This is a genomic window from Streptococcus sp. HSISS3, from assembly GCF_000448605.1.
GTDB lineage: Bacteria > Bacillota > Bacilli > Lactobacillales > Streptococcaceae > Streptococcus > Streptococcus raffinosi.
In genome coordinates this window covers 1930428-1947088 of sequence record NZ_CM002130.1, presented here as the reverse complement: position 1 = coordinate 1947088, position 16661 = coordinate 1930428, and the positions used below count along the sequence as shown (strand labels likewise).

Here is a 16661-nt window from a genome sequence, read left to right as displayed (position 1 = left end):
TTTGAAAGGAAATACTATGAGAAAAATTTTACCAGCCGATACCTTAACACCAATCTTGGCTTATATGCGTGTTCAGGGGGAACACAAGGTTATCCTTGAATCCATTCCTCGTGAGAAGGAAAATGCACGTTTTTCGATTGTTGCCTATAATCCGGTCTTTGAAGTAACCTTCAAGGATGGTGTTCTTTATGAAAATGGTAAGGCGATTGATCAGGATCCTTTCGAATACTTGGACCAAGTTACCGTCAAAGGTATCAAGTCTGACCTCCCTTTTGCAGGCGGTGCTATCGGGTTTGCAGGCTATGATATGATTGGTCTCTATGAAAATATCGGTGAGATTCCCGAAGATACGATTGGAACACCTGATATGCATTTCTTTATCTATGAGTCTTATTTGATTTTTGACCACAAGAAGGAAAAGGTTTATGTGGTTGAGGACAATATCTACTCTGGTCGTGACAACGATGCGGTGCGTCAAGCTCTTGGGCAGGTGGTAACGAGCCTACAGACTCAGGCGCCAAACGAGTTTACACCTCAAGCCTTGCAAGCTTTGCAATTTTCAAATCATATCGAAAAAGAAGTCTTCATGGATATGGTGGCTAAGGCCAAGAAACTTATTCGTGAGGGAGATATGTTCCAATGTGTGCTTAGTCAACGCTTTTCAGCGGACTTTGAGGGAGATCCTTTGGATTACTACCGTAACTTGCGTGTGACTAATCCATCAAACTACCTTTATTTCTATGATTTTGGAGATTATCAGGTGATTGGTGCCAGCCCAGAGAGCTTGGTTTCAGTGAAAAATGGAGAGGTGGTAACCAATCCGATTGCTGGAACGCGTCCTCGTGGTACCAATGAGGCTGAAGATGCTGCCTTGGCGGATGAACTCTCACATGACATCAAAGAAACTGCGGAACACCGTATGTTGGTTGATTTGGGTCGTAATGATATTGGTAAGATTGCCAAAAATGGTACGGTCAAGGTGACCAAGTATATGGAGGTTGAGTATTTCCGCTATGTGATGCACCTTACTAGCGTAGTTAAGGGGCAACTCTTGCCTGAATTGACAGCACTAGATGCTCTAAAATCAACCCTACCAGCTGGAACCGTGTCAGGAGCACCTAAGATTCGTGCCATGCGTCGTATCTATGAGCTGGAGCAGGAAAAACGTGGTATTTATGCGGGAGCTATTGGTTATCTGTCTGCGACAGGGGATATGGACTTTGCCATTGCTATCCGCACTATGATTCTCAAAAATCAAAAAGCCTATGTTCAGGCAGGTGCAGGTGTTGTTTACGACAGTATTCCTGAAAATGAATTTTACGAAACGATTAACAAGGCGAAAGCTATGACAAGAATAGGAGATGCCCAATGATTTTATTAGTTGATAACTATGATTCTTTTACCTATAATTTGGCACAATACCTAGGGACATTTACAGAGGTAAAGGTTTTGCGTAACGATGATGACAAGCTCTATGAAGAGGCAGAAAATGCTGACGGGCTAGTCTTTTCACCAGGTCCAGGTTGGCCAGCTGATGCGGGTAAAATGGAAGCCTTAATCAAGGATTTCGCTGGTAAAAAACCGATGATGGGAATTTGCTTGGGGCATCAGGCTATTGCGGAAACTTTTGGTGGTAAACTTGGCTTGGCTAAGAATGTTATGCATGGCAAACAAAGCAATATTACTTTTGAAACGCCATCGCCAATTTTCAAGGATATTGACAATGATGTCCCCATCATGCGTTACCATTCCATTGTTGTTGACCGAATGCCAGAGGGTTTCGATGTGACAGCTATCACAACGGATGACCAGGAAATCATGGCCATTCAACATAAGGAGCTACCAATTTATGGTTTGCAATATCACCCAGAAAGCATCGGAAGTCCAGATGGGCTCAAGATGGTTGAAAATTTTGTAAAAATTGTTGCAGACTAGTTAGACAGTCTTTTGACTAGATTGGTCTACGCTCAAAACATCTCCTCGTGCATCAGAAAACTTTGAACCGTTTTTAAAAGGAAAACAGATATGAAAGAAATATTCCTACAAATCTCAAACCGACAAGACTTGTCTCAAGACCAAGTCCAAGCAGTCTTTGACCGCATTCTCAAAAATGAAGTCTCAGAAAGTCAAATCGCTGCCTTCCTTATGGGGCTCAAAACTAAGGGAGAAACAGCAGATGAAATTACAGGTATCGTGCGTGCCCTCAAATCACATGCGACGGTATTGCCTGAGACCTTCACAGATGCTATGTGTAACTGTGGGACTGGTGGGGACCAGTCTTATAGCTTCAACATTTCGACAACTGTTTGCTTTGTCCTAGCAGCAGGTGGTATTCGTATGGCCAAGGCTGGCAACCGTTCGATTTCCTCTAAATCTGGTTCGGCAGACGTCCTTGAAGCCCTTGGAATCAACGTTGCGGCATCACCAGAAACCCTATCTAAAGCACTTGATGAGGTTGGTTTGGCCTTTATCTTTGCCCAAACCATGCATCCTGCTATGCGCTTTATCGGTCCAGCTCGCCAAGCTCTTGGGATTCCAACGATTATGAACTTGGTCGGACCACTTGCTAATCCGCTTGACCTTGAGACGCAACTCATGGGGCTTTATCGTGTGGAATTGCAAGAAATTGTTGCTAATGCTATCCAACAGTTGGGACGTAAACGTGCGGTTATTATCACAGGTCCTGATAATATGGACGAAGCTGCTCTCTATGGCACTAACACCTACACCCTTTTGGAAGATGGTCATATCAGCCAGCACACTTTCACTTATGAAGATTTGGGTATGGAAAAGGTTGAGTTGTCTGATATCACAGGTGGCGATGCCAAGGAAAATGCAGAGATTCTCCTTAGTGTCTTGAAAAATGAAGCCAGTCCTTATCTTGAAACAACAGTGCTTAATGCAGGTCTCGGATTCTTTGCTAATGGTAAGGTTGCGACTATTAAAGAAGGTGTTGAGCTTGCTCGTCAATTGATTGCGGACGGCTCAGCCTTAGCTAAACTTCGTCAACTCCAAGAGGTACAAGTATGAGTAAAACCTTTCTTCCGACAATCTTAGAACAAAAAGAAAAAGAAGTGGCTCAGTTGGTCATGGAAGACTTGCAGCCCTTGCGCCAGACCTATCGTCTTTATGAGTTTCTCAAGTCAAATCAAAACAAGCTGCAAATTATTTCTGAAGTGAAAAAAGCTAGTCCAAGTATGGGTGATATTAACCTAGATGTGGATATTGTGGCTCAGGCCAAGACCTATGAGGAAAATGGGGCAGCCATGATTTCTGTTTTGACGGACGAGGTTTTCTTCAAGGGTGATATTTCCTATTTGAAAGAAATTTCGTCAGAGGTAGCTATTCCAACCTTGGCTAAGGACTTTATTATTGATGAAAAACAGATTGTGCGTAGCCGTAATGCGGGAGCGACAGTCATTCTCTTGATTGTAGCGGCCTTGCCAGAAGCTCGTCTCAAGGAGCTCTATGATTTTGCGACTAGCCTTGGCTTGGAGGTCTTGGTTGAAACGCATAATCTACCAGAATTGGAAGTGGCTCATCGTATTGGTGCTGAAATCATCGGCGTTAACAACCGTAATTTGGTCACCTTTGAGACGGATATCAATACCAGTCTTGAAATGTCAGCTCATTTCAAGGATAAACCTGTTTATATTTCTGAGTCGGCTATTTTCACAGGTCAGGATGCTGCCTTAGTTGCCCCATATTTTAATGGGATTCTGGTAGGAACTGCCCTTATGACGGCTGACAATGTGGCTGAGAAGGTCAAGGAGTTGCAAATTGACAAAGGTTAAAATTTGTGGTCTGTCAACACCAGAAGCAGTGGCGACTGCGGTTGAAGCAGAAGCTGACTACATCGGCTTTGTCTTTGCCAAGAGCAAGCGTCAAGTGAGTATTGAACAAGCTCACGAGCTAGCTAAAGGAGTGACTGGCCAGACAAAAATCGTCGGTGTCTTTGTTTCACCAAGTCTTGAGGAACTGGAAGAAGCGATTGGTCAGGTTCCCTTAGATATCGTTCAGATTCATGGAACTTTTGATGAAACTCTGATTTCTCAGATTTCAGTACCAGTGATTCAAGCTATTCAGATTTCAGATAGTGAGTCTCAAGTCAAGAGCCAGGCAGATTATCTTCTCTTTGATGCTCCCATTGCTGGCAGTGGTCAGACCTTTGACTGGCAACTCTTGGCGGACAAACAGATTGAACAGGACTATTTCATCGCTGGTGGTTTGACTGTGGACAATGTGGCAGAGGCCAAGGAAACTTTTCATCCCTATGCCTTAGATGTGTCCTCGGGTGTCGAGACAGATGGTCACAAAGATTTAGACAAGATTAAAGCATTTATAGAAAGAGTGAAAGCATGACATATCAACAACCTGATGCAAAAGGATTTTACGGAAAATTCGGTGGTCAGTTCGTTCCCGAAACGCTGATGACAGCTGTTATTGAATTGGACAAGGCTTACCGTGAAGCCAAGGAAGATCCAAGTTTCCAAGCGGAATTGGATGATCTCCTCAAAAACTATGTGGGCCGTGAGACGCCTCTTTACCACGCCAAACGTTTGACTGACCATATTGGTGGGGCGCAAATTTACCTTAAACGTGAGGATCTTAACCACACAGGTGCCCACAAGATTAACAATGCCCTTGGTCAAGTTTTGCTTGCCAAACGTATGGGCAAGAAGAAAATCATCGCCGAAACAGGTGCAGGTCAACACGGTGTTGCAACAGCGACAGCCGCAGCCCTTTTCGACATGGACTGTACTATTTATATGGGTGAAGAAGATGTTAAACGTCAGGCGCTTAATGTTTTCCGTATGGAGTTGCTTGGTGCCAAAGTTTTCAGTGTTACCGATGGTTCGCGCGTGCTTAAGGACGCTGTAAATGCAGCCCTCCGTGCTTGGGTAGCTGGTATTGATGATACCCACTACATTATGGGCTCTGCCCTTGGTCCTGCACCATTCCCAGAAATTGTTCGTGACTTCCAATCTGTTATCGGTCGTGAAGCCAAACGTCAATATGCAGAGATTTCTGGCGGTAAATTACCTGATGCCGTCATGGCTTGTATCGGTGGTGGTTCAAATGCTATCGGTATGTTCTACCCATTTGTCAATGACGAGTCAGTAGCTATGTATGGTGCTGAGGCTTCTGGTTTGGGGCTTGATACCGATAAACATGCCGCAACCTTTGCCAAAGGTCGTCCAGGTATTCTTCATGGAGCGCTTATGGATGTTCTCCAAGATGCTCATGGACAAATCATGGAAGCCTTCTCTATCTCAGCTGGTCTGGACTACCCAGGGGTTGGTCCTGAGCACTGTTATTTCAACGAAATCGGCCGTGCGACTTACGACTCTATCACAGATGAAGAAGCTCTCGAAGGCTTCAAACTTCTATCACGTTTGGAAGGTATTATCCCAGCCCTTGAGTCTAGCCATGCCATTGCGCTTGCGCAAAAAGTGGCAGCTAAGATGTCGCCAGACCAAAGTCTCATCGTCTGCCTCTCAGGTCGTGGAGACAAGGACGTTATGCAGGTTAAAGAACGTTTCGAAGCTGAAGCAGAAGGGAAATAAACCATGACAAAAACACTAACAAAACACCTACAAGCTATCAAAGACAGTAAACGCGGTATTTTCGTGCCTTATATCATGGCGGGTGACCACGCTAAAGGCCTAGACGGACTCTTTGAGACTATCGCTCTCTTGGAAAATAGTGGCGTTTCAGCTATTGAGGTCGGTATTCCATGGTCTGACCCAGTGGCTGACGGTCCCGTTATTGAACTGGCAGGACAACGTAGTTTAGCTAAAGGTGTGACCTTAACGGCTATCATCAAGAAGCTTCAAGAACAAAAACACAGGTGCCTTTGGTTATCATGACCTACATCAACCCAGTTTATCAATATGGTATTGAAGCCTTTGTTAAAGATTTAGCAGAAACTTCTGTCAAGGGGCTCATCATTCCTGATTTGCCAAATGAACATGCTGACTTTATCACACCATATTTGAAAGATAGTGATATTGCTCTTGTTCCTTTGGTAAGCTTGACGACAGGAATTGAGCGTCAGAAACAGTTGATTGATGGGGCAGAAGGCTTTATCTACGCCGTTGCCATCAATGGTGTTACAGGTAAGACTGGTAATTACCGTGATGACCTTGATAAACACTTAGCTAACTTGACTGCCCATGCAGACATTCCAGTTCTCACAGGTTTCGGTGTGTCAACAGAAGAAGACATCAAACGCTTTAACGCTGTATCAGACGGTGTTATCGTAGGATCAAAAATCGTCCGTGACCTTCACGACGGTAAGGAAGAAGACGTCACTGAATTTGTTAAGTTCGGTTCACATTTCGAAAAATAGAAGATGATACTCTCCAGAAATGGGGAGTTTTTTTCATCAAAAAAAACTACAAATGTAAATAAAACTCTTGACACTTTTTCATGATAACGTTAAAATAAATCTACAAACGTAAACGAACAACAAATTCAGAAAGGAACTATCATGCTGACAATTTCACCTGCGGAATGGGAAGTCATGCGAGTGCTCTGGGCTAAGGGACAGGCGACTTCTTCAGAAATTATAGCGATTCTAGCTAAGAAGCTAGACTGGTCGGCTTCGACAGTAAAGACCTTGATTGGACGTTTGGCGGACAAGGGGTACCTAACCAGTCAGCGTCAAGGACGAGGCTTTATCTATCAAGCTAGCTTGGGGGAAGATGAGGCGAATTTTCAGGCTTTAGAAGCTGTTTTTGACAAGATTTGTTTGACCAAACACAGCGATTTGTTAGGTCAACTCATGGCAAAGACGCCGATGACTCAAGCTGATGTGGATAAGTTACAGGCCTTACTTGTAGCAAAAGAACCTGTGGATCAGGTGGTTTGTGACTGTGTGCCTGGCCAATGTGCTTGTGGGCATCATATAGAGGTGATATAGGAAATGGCAAAAGAAACCTTTGTGGTTAATGGGATGACCTGTGCATCCTGTGTAGCCAATGTTGAAAATGCTGTTAATAAGTTGGATGGCGTGGACAAGGCTGTGGTTAACCTAACCACTGAAAAAATGTCTGTGGATTACGCTGGGGATAAGGTTAGTCCAGAAGCGATTGAAAAAGCTGTGGCTGACGCTGGTTATGAAGCTGAAGTCTACAATCCAGACACAGCCAAAAGCCAGGAAGAGCGTGAAGAAGACAAGATTCACAAGGTGCGTGAGCGACTTATTTGGTCGTCGGTCTTCACCATTCCTCTCTTTTATCTAGCTATGGGGCCAATGGTCGGTCTACCTGTGCCAAACTTCTTGTCTCCTCACCATGCAGCCTTGACTTATGCCTTGGTGCTGCTAGTTTTGACAGTTCCAGTCATGTGGTTGGGTCGTTCCTTCTATAGTAATGGTTTTCGTACTTTGGCCAAGGGTCATCCTAACATGGATGCCTTGGTAGCCCTGGCAACATCGGCAGCCTTTCTTTATAGTCTCTATGGTACTTACCATATTTCATTGGGGCATGCCCATCACGCCCACCAACTTTATTTTGAGTCAGTGGCTGTTATTTTGACCTTGATTACTCTAGGAAAATACTTTGAAACCCTGTCTAAAGGTCGAACTTCAGAAGCTATCAAGAAACTCATGCACTTATCAGCCAAGGAGGCAACCGTCCTTCGGGATGGTAAGGAAGTCAAGCTTCCTGTGGATAAGGTTGTTCTTGGTGACCATATTGTGGTCAAACCTGGGGAAAAGATAGCCGTAGATGGTCAGGTGATTTCTGGTAGCTCTGCGATTGATGAGAGCATGCTAACAGGTGAGTCCCTTCCTATTGAAAAAACTGCGGGTAAGCCAGTTTTTGCAGGTTCTATTAATGGTCAAGGTAGCTTGATTTATGAGGCTGAAAAGATTGGTAAGGACACCCTGCTTTCCCAAATCATTAAATTGGTTGAAGATGCTCAACAAACCAAGGCCCCTATTGCCAAGATTGCCGATCAGGTATCAGCGGTCTTTGTTCCTGTTGTCATGGCTATCGCCCTTGTTTCAGGCCTCTTCTGGTACTTTGTCATGGGACAAACCTTTACTTTTGCCATGACAGTAGCAGTCAGTGTCTTAGTTATTGCTTGTCCATGTGCCTTGGGCCTTGCGACACCGACAGCCATCATGGTTGGTACAGGGCTTGGTGCAGGACACGGTATTCTCTACAAGCGTGGGGATGTGCTCGAGCTAGCGCACAAGGCTGATGTCCTCGTCTTTGACAAGACAGGAACTATTACTCAGGGGAAACCTCAGTTGGTTTCTAGCTATACCTATGGCAATAGTGGAGCAGCCTTACAGCATTTAGCATCCTTGGAAGCCAAGTCCGAACACCCATTAGGTCAAGCAATTCTTGTGGCAGCAGAAAATGCTAACTTGGACTTGTTAGAGATGGATAACTTTTCAAGTTTGACAGGACGAGGACTTACTGCCAGCTATGCAGGCAAAACTTATTTAGCTGGGAATCAAACCCTTATGACGGAGGAAAAAGTCGACTTGACTTCAGCACAAGCTGATTTTCAAGACTTGACAGCTGATGGTCAAACACCGATTTTTCTAGCTGAAGATGGTAAGTTAATCGGACTCTTTGGTGTAGCTGATCAGGTTAAAGAAGACAGTGCAGATATGGTGGTAGCTCTTCATCAAATGGGTAAGGAAGTCATCATGTTGACTGGGGATAATGACCAAACAGCTCAAGCTATCGCTCAAAAGGTTGGCATCAAGCGTGTCATCAGTCAAGTCCTTCCGCAAGAGAAATCTAGGGTGATTAGTGACCTGCAAGCAGAAGGAAAATCAGTCATCATGGTTGGTGATGGTATCAATGATGCCCCAGCCCTTGCGACTGCTGATATCGGTATTGCCATGGGATCAGGGACAGATATTGCCATGGAAAGTGCCGATATGGTCCTTATGAAACCCAACCTCATGGATGTCGTTAAGGCCCTGAAAATTAGTCAGGCGACGATCACGACAATTAAAGAGAACCTCTTTTGGGCCTTTATCTACAATATCTTGTCTATCCCAGTAGCTATGGGTGTCCTCCACCTCTTTGGAGGCCCGCTCCTTGACCCAATGATAGCAGGACTTGCCATGAGCTTCAGTTCTGTCTCAGTCGTCCTCAATGCTCTCCGGCTCAAACGTCGTAAAGTCTAAGCATTGATTGCTTGTGACCTCTGCGACTTAAGCTGTGTATCAAAATAATTAAAGAAAAGGAAGAAAGAAAAATGACAAAAACATATAAGATTGCAGGAATGAAATGCCAAGGATGTGTCAACACCGTTACTGAAAAACTCTCCGCTGTTAAAGGCGTTGATAAGGTTCAAGTTGACCTCAAAAACAAACAAGTCACTATTGAAGGGAAACCATGGAAGTGGTCTCTCAAACATGCCCTCAAAGGTACTAAGTTCGAACTTGGTGACGAAATTTAAGAGGATTTTTGTTAATTATAATGAGGTTAATATCTAGAGAGAATTGAAAAGTTCTCTCTTTTTTAGTTTTAGAACCGAATCTAAAATATTGGATATCTGTGACAAGTCATTCTTGGTTTACAATTTAGTGTTAGAGTAATGTTGTATTAAATCATTCGATATATAGATATTAATATTTGTTTATATAGCTCTAAATAAAATAATTAATATTGTCATAAAATAATAATTATATTAAAAATAGTGTTATATAATCAAATATTGAAAAATGCATAATAACAAGTGTGAATAAGAGTTTTCATTAAATGATTTAGTTAGAAAATATAGAAAATATAAAAATAGGATTGACAATTTTTGATAGCAGGTATATTATAAAATTTATAAATTTGTCAAGTGGGTTAAATTAGTAAATAGTTATTGAATAATTAGAGGTGAAACAAATTGAATCTCTATTGGGATTTAATCCGTTTCGACCGATAAAAAGTCAAAGAGGATAGTTATTTATTTTCAGTACAGGAGACATGAAAATGAAAACATCAGATTTGAAACAAACTGCTTTCGTCGGGATTGTAGCAACTGCTGCACTAGGCGTAGGAACAACGTTCACCCAAACAACAGCATCAGCTGATAGTTTAGAAACACCTGTTGTAAATGCAGGTACTAATCAAAACTCAACAATTCATGCTGAACCAACAAACCTCGCAGAAGCAAATGCAAATTTAAAACAAGTCGAGCACTCTTATCAAGAGGCTACAGCTGAATTAACAAATGCTCAGACTAATATGAATGAGGCTACCTCTGCTCAAAATCAAGCTGTCGAAGCTTCAAACCGAAATATTAAAGCCACTAACAATGCTAATGCACAACTTGAAGCAAAAGTCGCCGAACTTAACAGTGCTAAGAATAATGTGGCTAATGCCCAAGTCGAAGCTAACAAAGATAGTCAAGCACTCGACCAAGAGGTTGCCAAAAATCCAACAGCTGAGGCTGATTTGTTTAAAGCGGAAACTGATGCACAAAAAGCAAACCAAGCTAAAATCGCAGCCGAAAATCATGAATCTGATGTACAAAAGGAACTTGAAAGTGCTGATAAGTCTGCAACTAATTTGAAAAATAATTTATCTACTGAGCAAAATACAGTAGATAAATTGACTAAAAACGTTAAAGATTTGACAAAGGCATCAACCGACGCACATTCAAATCAAACCAATGCGGAAAGTAAATTAGCTGAAAAACAAAATGAAGTTGATTCAAAAATCAATGAATTACAAAGTAATGTTGACAAACAGCCTGACATTATCACATATGAACGTACTGATGCAAAAACGCTTAACGGATTTGACACGGACCGTGGTGGCGAAAATGAAGGTGCCGGTAAGACTAAAGAAGCTGTTATCACTGACGGTAAAGAAACAGTCAATATCGATTTGACACCTGAACAACAATTGGATTACCAATCAAATGGTGCATTCACTTACACACCAAATATGGCTGAAGTGAACAAATATTTGGTTGCTTACATTAATCGTCTTCGCGAAATCAATGGTATCACTGACAAAGTGACAACTGACGATGTTGCTCAAGCCTTTGCTCAAGCTCGTGCGGACGAAATGACAAAAAATGATGTGTTGTCTCACCGAAGCGCTCTTGGTCATCCACATTCATGGGAAGCTATTTCTGGGGTTATTTACAACACTAACAGTGATTACTTCTATAATCCTCACATTGTATTGTCTGACCAACAATTAGCGTACGAAGAATTGGCTCACTGGTTTACCGAATACCGTAATGCAATGACTGGTAGCGGAAGCGTACAATATGGACACCGCCTTACTTTGCTCTTCTCAGTAGGTAATGTTGGATTCGGAGCAACAAGTAAACCTGACAGCGAAGCCAACGAAATTGACGGCTATTCATCATTGGATGTGTTTGCTTATCCAGGACAAGGCTCTAAATCCGAAGCACTCAAAGATGTCACATACGTTAATGAGGATGGCCGTTTGGTGATGTACTTCCGTGGTCAACGTGTGAAATTCTTGCCCGAAACTACATTTAACTATGTGTCAAACAAGAAAATTGTAACTCCATCAAAAGCCAAATTAGATGCTCAAGCTAAACTTGACCTATACAAGTCACAGGCTACACAAGAATTGAAAGATGCTCAATCCAAAGTTGATGAAACTAAAACTAAATCTGTTGATATTGATGGCCAGTTAGCTAAATCTAATGCTGAATTGACATCTCATCAAACAATACTTGATGCTCTTACAGCTGAGCTCTCAAACTCATACGCAATTTTAAATAATTTGAAATCAAAACTTGTTGAGGCTACTGCAGATGTAAATGCTGCGAACATTGACAAAGAAAATGCTGATGCAAAACTTGCTGAAGTTCAAGCTAAAAATAAAGTTTTAACTGATGCTCGTGATAAATACACTGAGGCCATCAATAAAGTTAAATCCCTTCAAGAAAAAGTTAAAACACTTGAATCTGATGTGAAAGTTTTGACTGAAATTCGTGATGGACTAGTAGCTAAGCAAGAAGGACTCGATAAAGCTGTTGCAACCGCTAAAGCTAAGGTTGCTGAAGCTAAGTCTGCTTACAATGTTGCTAAATCTAAAGTTGATGAATTGACATCAGCTTATGTGAAAGCCCAAGCCGATGTTCTTAAGTTTACGCCAAAACCAGTAGCAAAATCTAAATCTGGTTCCCAGTTTGTTAACATAAAATATTATGGGGATTCCAATTTGTTGTATAGCTCAAGCAACTCAGTTCAATCTTCTGAACTTAAAGCTTACAAAGATCAAACTTCAACTAGTCCAAAATGTGAATCTGGAAGTATAAATTCTATGAGTGTTAACAGACAGACCCAATTACCATCAACTGGAGATGAGTCTTCAATTCTCACTACTATGGGTATCACAATAATGTCTCTATTTGGTTTACTGTATACTGGTAAACACCGTAAAAATACCAATGAATAAGTGTAACTTGTAAATGATAAACCATATAGTTTAAGACAGAAATAAAACAGCTCTTGGGCTGTTTTTTTCTATCCACAATACTTTTGAAAAACCCATTTTTTTGTGATATGATTAGTGTAATTATGTTCTCTAAAAGGGTATGAGTTCCCTTTTGATGGAGATCACAAAATTAAGAAAAGAAAATGGTATACCTATGTCTAAACAAACCCTTATCCTTCTATACGGTGGACGTTCTGCAGAACGTGAAGTGTCTGTTCTTTCAGCTGAGAGTGTCATGCGTGCGGTGGATTATAGCGCATTTGAGGTTAAAACCTACTTTATCACTCAGTCTGGCGATTTTATCAAAACACAAGAGTTTACGGAAACACCAGGTGATGACGAGAAGCTCATGACTAATGATACAGTTGTGGCGAGTCAGGCTATCAAACCAAGTGACATCTACGAAGAAGGTGCTGTGGTCTTCCCAGTCCTTCATGGACCTATGGGTGAGGATGGATCTATCCAAGGTTTCCTTGAAACTCTCAAGTTGCCATACGTGGGTACCAATGTCCTTTCATCAAGCCTTGCCATGGACAAGATTACGACTAAGCACATTCTCGAGGTTGTGGGTGTACCCCAGGTTGCCTACACTGTCTTCATCGAGGGTGAAGATTTGGAAGCAGCAGTGGCTAGAACTGTGCAAAAATTGACCTTCCCAGTTTTTGTAAAACCAGCTAATATGGGGTCATCTGTTGGGATTTCTAAGGCTGAAAATGAAGCAGAGCTTCGTGAAGCGATTGATTTGGCCCTCAAATATGATAGCCGTATCTTGATTGAGCAAGGTGTGGTTGCCCGTGAAATCGAGGTTGGTATCCTTGGTAACACGACTGTCAAAACAACAGAACCAGGTGAAGTTGTTAAAGACGTTGCCTTCTATGATTATCAGGCCAAGTATATCGACAATAAGATTACCATGGACATCCCAGCTCACGTGCCTGCAGAAGTCATGACGCAAATGCGTGCCTATGCGGCCAAGGCCTTCCGTGCTCTTGGTGGTTGTGGTCTTGCTCGCTGTGATTTCTTCTTGGCTGAGGATGGAACCATTTATCTTAATGAGCTCAATACAATGCCAGGTTTCACCCAATGGTCAATGTATCCATTGCTTTGGGAAAATATGGGACTCTCTTATACAGACCTTATCAAGGAGTTGGTAGCGTTAGGACAAGAAATGTTCGAGAAACGTGAAAGCCATTTGATTTAAGAAATATGATTTAGAAAGCAGACATCTTAGTCTTGGAGAAATCTCTGAGACTGGGGTGTTTTTTTCTTTACAAAATGTGTCAGTTTATCTATATCTTTTCTTTATCACGCTGATAAAAAATACATATTATCCAAATAATCTAACAGGTGGTAGAATAAAGCTAACGTTTCAAAATGACATAAAGCTATTCATTCGTATTTTGTGAAGCCGTACTTTTCAAATGCGAGAGAAGGGTCAGAGGGCTAGAAGTTGATGGCAGTGAATGCTTATGGAATTTTCTACGCCCTTTGTATCTTATGGAATTGAACACAGGCTAAATTCCTAGAGCAAAAGATAAACTTCCTAGTGTGCTAGCACCCGTCGTCAGTTTCCTATTTGCTTACGGAATTCTATACGCCTTTTGTATCTTGTTTTGAGGAGGTAAGTTTTGGACTGGTCCATTGTTCAACAGTATTTGCCCTTTTACCAGAAGGCATTCTTTTTAACTTTACATATTGCCGTTCTGGGGATTATTGGTTCCTTCCTTTTGGGCTTGGTGGTGAGTGTTATTCGTCATTACCGAGTGCCAATTTTGAGTCAGCTTTCGACGGCTTATATTGAGCTATCTCGTAATACGCCGCTCTTGATTCAGCTCTTCTTTCTCTACTTTGGCTTGCCTCGTATAGGTTTGGTTCTATCCTCAGAGGCTTGTGCTGTGGTAGGTTTGATTTTCTTGGGTGGTTCCTATATGGCGGAGTCCTTCCGAAGTGGTCTAGAGGCCGTTAGTCAGACCCAGCATGAAGTGGGCTTGTCTATTGGTTTGACGCCCTTCCAAGTCTTTCGCTATGTGGTCCTTCCTCAGGCAGTAGCTGTGGCGTTGCCGTCATTTAGTGCTAACGTCATTTTCCTTATCAAGGAAACGTCAGTATTCTCAGCGGTAGCCTTGGCGGATTTGATGTATGTGGCCAAAGATTTGATTGGTCTTTACTACGAGACCGATGTGGCTTTAGGTATGTTGGTGGTGGCTTATCTCTTAATGCTGCTACCGATTTCCCTAGTCTTTAGTTGGATTGAAAGGAGGTTACGCTATGCAGGATTCGGGCTTTCAAGTTCTTCTTCAGGGGAATAATTTCCTACGTATCATACAAGGTCTAGGCGTAACTATTTGGATTTCCATCGTTTCGGTGCTTCTTTCCCTTTTATTGGGGACCCTTTTGGGAATTGTCATGACGTCGAAATCTAAGATTATTCGTTTTTTGTCACGTATTTATCTGGAATTTATTCGTATCATGCCCCAATTGGTTTTGCTCTTTATTGTCTATTTTGGTCTGGCTAGGAACTTTAACATCAATATCTCAGGTGAGTTATCGGCTATTATCGTCTTTACTCTTTGGGGAACGGCTGAGATGGGTGATTTGGTGCGTGGGTCAATCACGTCGCTCCCTAGACACCAGTTTGAGAGCGGAAGGGCCCTTGGCTTGACCAACAGTCAGCTTTACACCTATGTGATTATTCCACAAGTCTTGCGTCGCTTGTTGCCTCAGGCCATTAACCTGGTGACCCGGATGATTAAAACTACCTCTTTGGTGGTGTTGATTGGTGTGGTTGAGGTGACCAAGGTTGGTCAGCAGATTATCGATAGTAACCGCTTGACTATCCCAACAGCTTCTTTCTGGATCTATGGTACGATTTTGATTCTTTATTTTGCCATTTGTTATCCAGTTTCTAAGCTGTCTACTTATCTTGAAAATCGTTGGAGGAATTAAGATGACCGAAAGCATTTTACAAATCAAGGATTTGAAAAAGTCCTTTGGGGACAATGAAATTCTCAAAGGTATCTCCTTGGACCTTAAACAAGGTGAAGTCGTTGTTATCCTGGGTTCCTCAGGTTGTGGGAAATCGACACTCCTACGTTGTATCAATGGCTTAGAGACCATCCAAGGAGGCGATATTCTCCTAGACGGTAAGTCTATCACTGGTAGTAAGAAGGATTTCCATCTGATTCGTCAGAAAATCGGCATGGTCTTTCAAAGTTATGACCTCTTTCCACATTTGGATATCCTACAAAATCTGATTTTGGGGCCGGTCAAAGCCCAAGGGCGTAACAAGGAAGAAGTCATCGCCGAGGCTGAGAAACTTTTGGAGCGTGTGGGACTTCTGGACAAGAAGCATAGCTTCGCGCGACAACTATCGGGTGGTCAAAAGCAACGTGTGGCCATTGTCCGTTCCCTGCTCATGCATCCTGAAGTTATCCTCTTTGACGAGGTGACGGCCTCGCTTGACCCTGAGATGGTTCGTGAGGTTCTGGAATTGATCAATGACCTCGCTCAGGAAGGGCGCACCATGTTGATTGTAACCCATGAGCTTCAGTTTGCGCGTGCCATCGCTGACCGTATTATCTTTATGGATCAGGGAGTCATAGCTGAGGAAGGTACTGCTGAAGAATTCTTCAATCATCCAAAGACTAAACGAGCTCAGGAGTTCCTCAATGTCTTTGACTTCAGTCAGTTTGGTGCCTATTTGTAACCCATTGTTTTTAGTGAAAATAAATTATTTTAGGAGAGAATTATGAAACTAACAAAGAAAATTTTTGCCCTATTAGCCCTCGTCTTTGCCTTGGTTGCAGTGACGGCTTGCTCAAGCAACAGTAGCTCTGGTAAATCAACAGCCAAAGCACGTACCATTGCAGAAATTAAGAAGAGTGGTGAGCTTCGTATCGCCGTCTTTGCGGACAAGAAGCCTTTCGGTTATGTAGATAGCAAGGGTGCTTACCAAGGTTACGATATTGAACTTGGTAACCGTTTGGCTAAAGACTTGGGTGTAAAACCTAAATACGTCTCAGTAGATGCGGCCAACCGTGCCGAATTCTTGATTTCAAACAAGGTAGATATTACACTTGCCAACTTTACAGTGACTGATGAACGTAAGAAACAAGTGGACTTCGCCCTTCCTTACATGAAAGTCTCAATCGGTGTGGTATCACCTAAAGACAAGGTCATCAAGGACGTTAAAGAACTTGAAGGTAAGAC

The 16661-nt window shown here is 42.4% G+C and carries 15 protein-coding genes and 1 pseudogene; all 16 read left to right on the top strand.

Going from position 1 to position 16661, the window contains the following annotated elements:
* Positions 1–16: 16 nt before the first annotated feature.
* Complete coding sequence (gene trpE, locus HSISS3_RS08915; protein WP_021146339.1) at positions 17–1372, top strand: anthranilate synthase component I; 1356 nt, start codon at positions 17–19, stop codon at positions 1370–1372.
* Positions 1369–1935 carry an aminodeoxychorismate/anthranilate synthase component II gene (locus HSISS3_RS08910; RefSeq protein ID WP_021152448.1) on the top strand — a complete coding sequence of 189 codons (567 nt, stop codon included), beginning with the start codon at positions 1369–1371 and terminating at the stop codon, positions 1933–1935. The genes trpE and HSISS3_RS08910 overlap by 4 nt, the downstream gene beginning before the upstream one ends.
* Before the next feature lie 90 nt (positions 1936–2025).
* Complete coding sequence (gene trpD, locus HSISS3_RS08905; RefSeq protein WP_008535345.1) at positions 2026–3030, top strand: anthranilate phosphoribosyltransferase; 1005 nt, start codon at positions 2026–2028, stop codon at positions 3028–3030.
* The gene (gene trpC / locus HSISS3_RS08900) at positions 3027–3794 is read left to right on the top strand and encodes an indole-3-glycerol phosphate synthase TrpC (protein ID WP_021152447.1); all 768 of its coding nucleotides are present in this window, start codon (positions 3027–3029) and stop codon (positions 3792–3794) included. The genes trpD and trpC overlap by 4 nt, the downstream gene beginning before the upstream one ends.
* On the top strand, positions 3781–4362 hold the full coding sequence (locus HSISS3_RS08895; RefSeq protein ID WP_021152446.1) for a phosphoribosylanthranilate isomerase: 582 nt from the start codon (positions 3781–3783) through the stop codon (positions 4360–4362). The genes trpC and HSISS3_RS08895 overlap by 14 nt, the downstream gene beginning before the upstream one ends.
* Positions 4359–5567 carry a tryptophan synthase subunit beta gene (trpB, locus tag HSISS3_RS08890; protein WP_021152445.1) on the top strand — a complete coding sequence of 403 codons (1209 nt, stop codon included), beginning with the start codon at positions 4359–4361 and terminating at the stop codon, positions 5565–5567. The genes HSISS3_RS08895 and trpB overlap by 4 nt, the downstream gene beginning before the upstream one ends.
* A gap of 3 nt (positions 5568–5570) precedes the next feature.
* Positions 5571–6352: pseudogene (gene trpA, locus HSISS3_RS08885) on the top strand (tryptophan synthase subunit alpha).
* Positions 6353–6493: 141 nt separating this feature from the next.
* Positions 6494–6925, top strand: coding sequence for a CopY/TcrY family copper transport repressor (locus HSISS3_RS08880; RefSeq protein ID WP_021152442.1), 432 nt, complete (start codon positions 6494–6496; stop codon positions 6923–6925).
* A gap of 3 nt (positions 6926–6928) precedes the next feature.
* Entirely contained in the window at positions 6929–9157 is a 2229-nt protein-coding gene (locus HSISS3_RS08875) for a heavy metal translocating P-type ATPase (RefSeq protein WP_021152441.1), read from the top strand.
* A gap of 71 nt (positions 9158–9228) precedes the next feature.
* Positions 9229–9432 carry a copper chaperone CopZ gene (gene copZ, locus HSISS3_RS08870; protein ID WP_021152440.1) on the top strand — a complete coding sequence of 68 codons (204 nt, stop codon included), beginning with the start codon at positions 9229–9231 and terminating at the stop codon, positions 9430–9432.
* A 524-nt stretch (positions 9433–9956) separates the two neighbouring features.
* Positions 9957–12413, top strand: a complete 2457-nt coding sequence (locus tag HSISS3_RS08865) for an LPXTG cell wall anchor domain-containing protein (RefSeq protein ID WP_021152439.1) — start codon at positions 9957–9959, stop codon at positions 12411–12413.
* Positions 12414–12606: 193 nt separating this feature from the next.
* Positions 12607–13653, top strand: coding sequence for a D-alanine--D-alanine ligase (locus tag HSISS3_RS08860; protein WP_042771978.1), 1047 nt, complete (start codon positions 12607–12609; stop codon positions 13651–13653).
* A gap of 427 nt (positions 13654–14080) precedes the next feature.
* Positions 14081–14761 (top strand): amino acid ABC transporter permease, encoded by a 681-nt coding sequence (locus HSISS3_RS08855; RefSeq protein WP_008535334.1) that lies wholly within the window; start codon positions 14081–14083, stop codon positions 14759–14761.
* The gene (locus HSISS3_RS08850; protein WP_008535333.1) at positions 14721–15398 is read left to right on the top strand and encodes an amino acid ABC transporter permease; all 678 of its coding nucleotides are present in this window, start codon (positions 14721–14723) and stop codon (positions 15396–15398) included. Before HSISS3_RS08855 ends, HSISS3_RS08850 begins: the two co-directional genes overlap by 41 nt.
* Position 15399: 1 nt before the next feature.
* Positions 15400–16158, top strand: a complete 759-nt coding sequence (locus HSISS3_RS08845; protein WP_021146327.1) for an amino acid ABC transporter ATP-binding protein — start codon at positions 15400–15402, stop codon at positions 16156–16158.
* 42 nt (positions 16159–16200) lie between these two features.
* Positions 16201–16661 (top strand): transporter substrate-binding domain-containing protein (locus tag HSISS3_RS08840; RefSeq protein ID WP_042772103.1); only part of this gene is annotated, 461 nt, incomplete at its 3' end.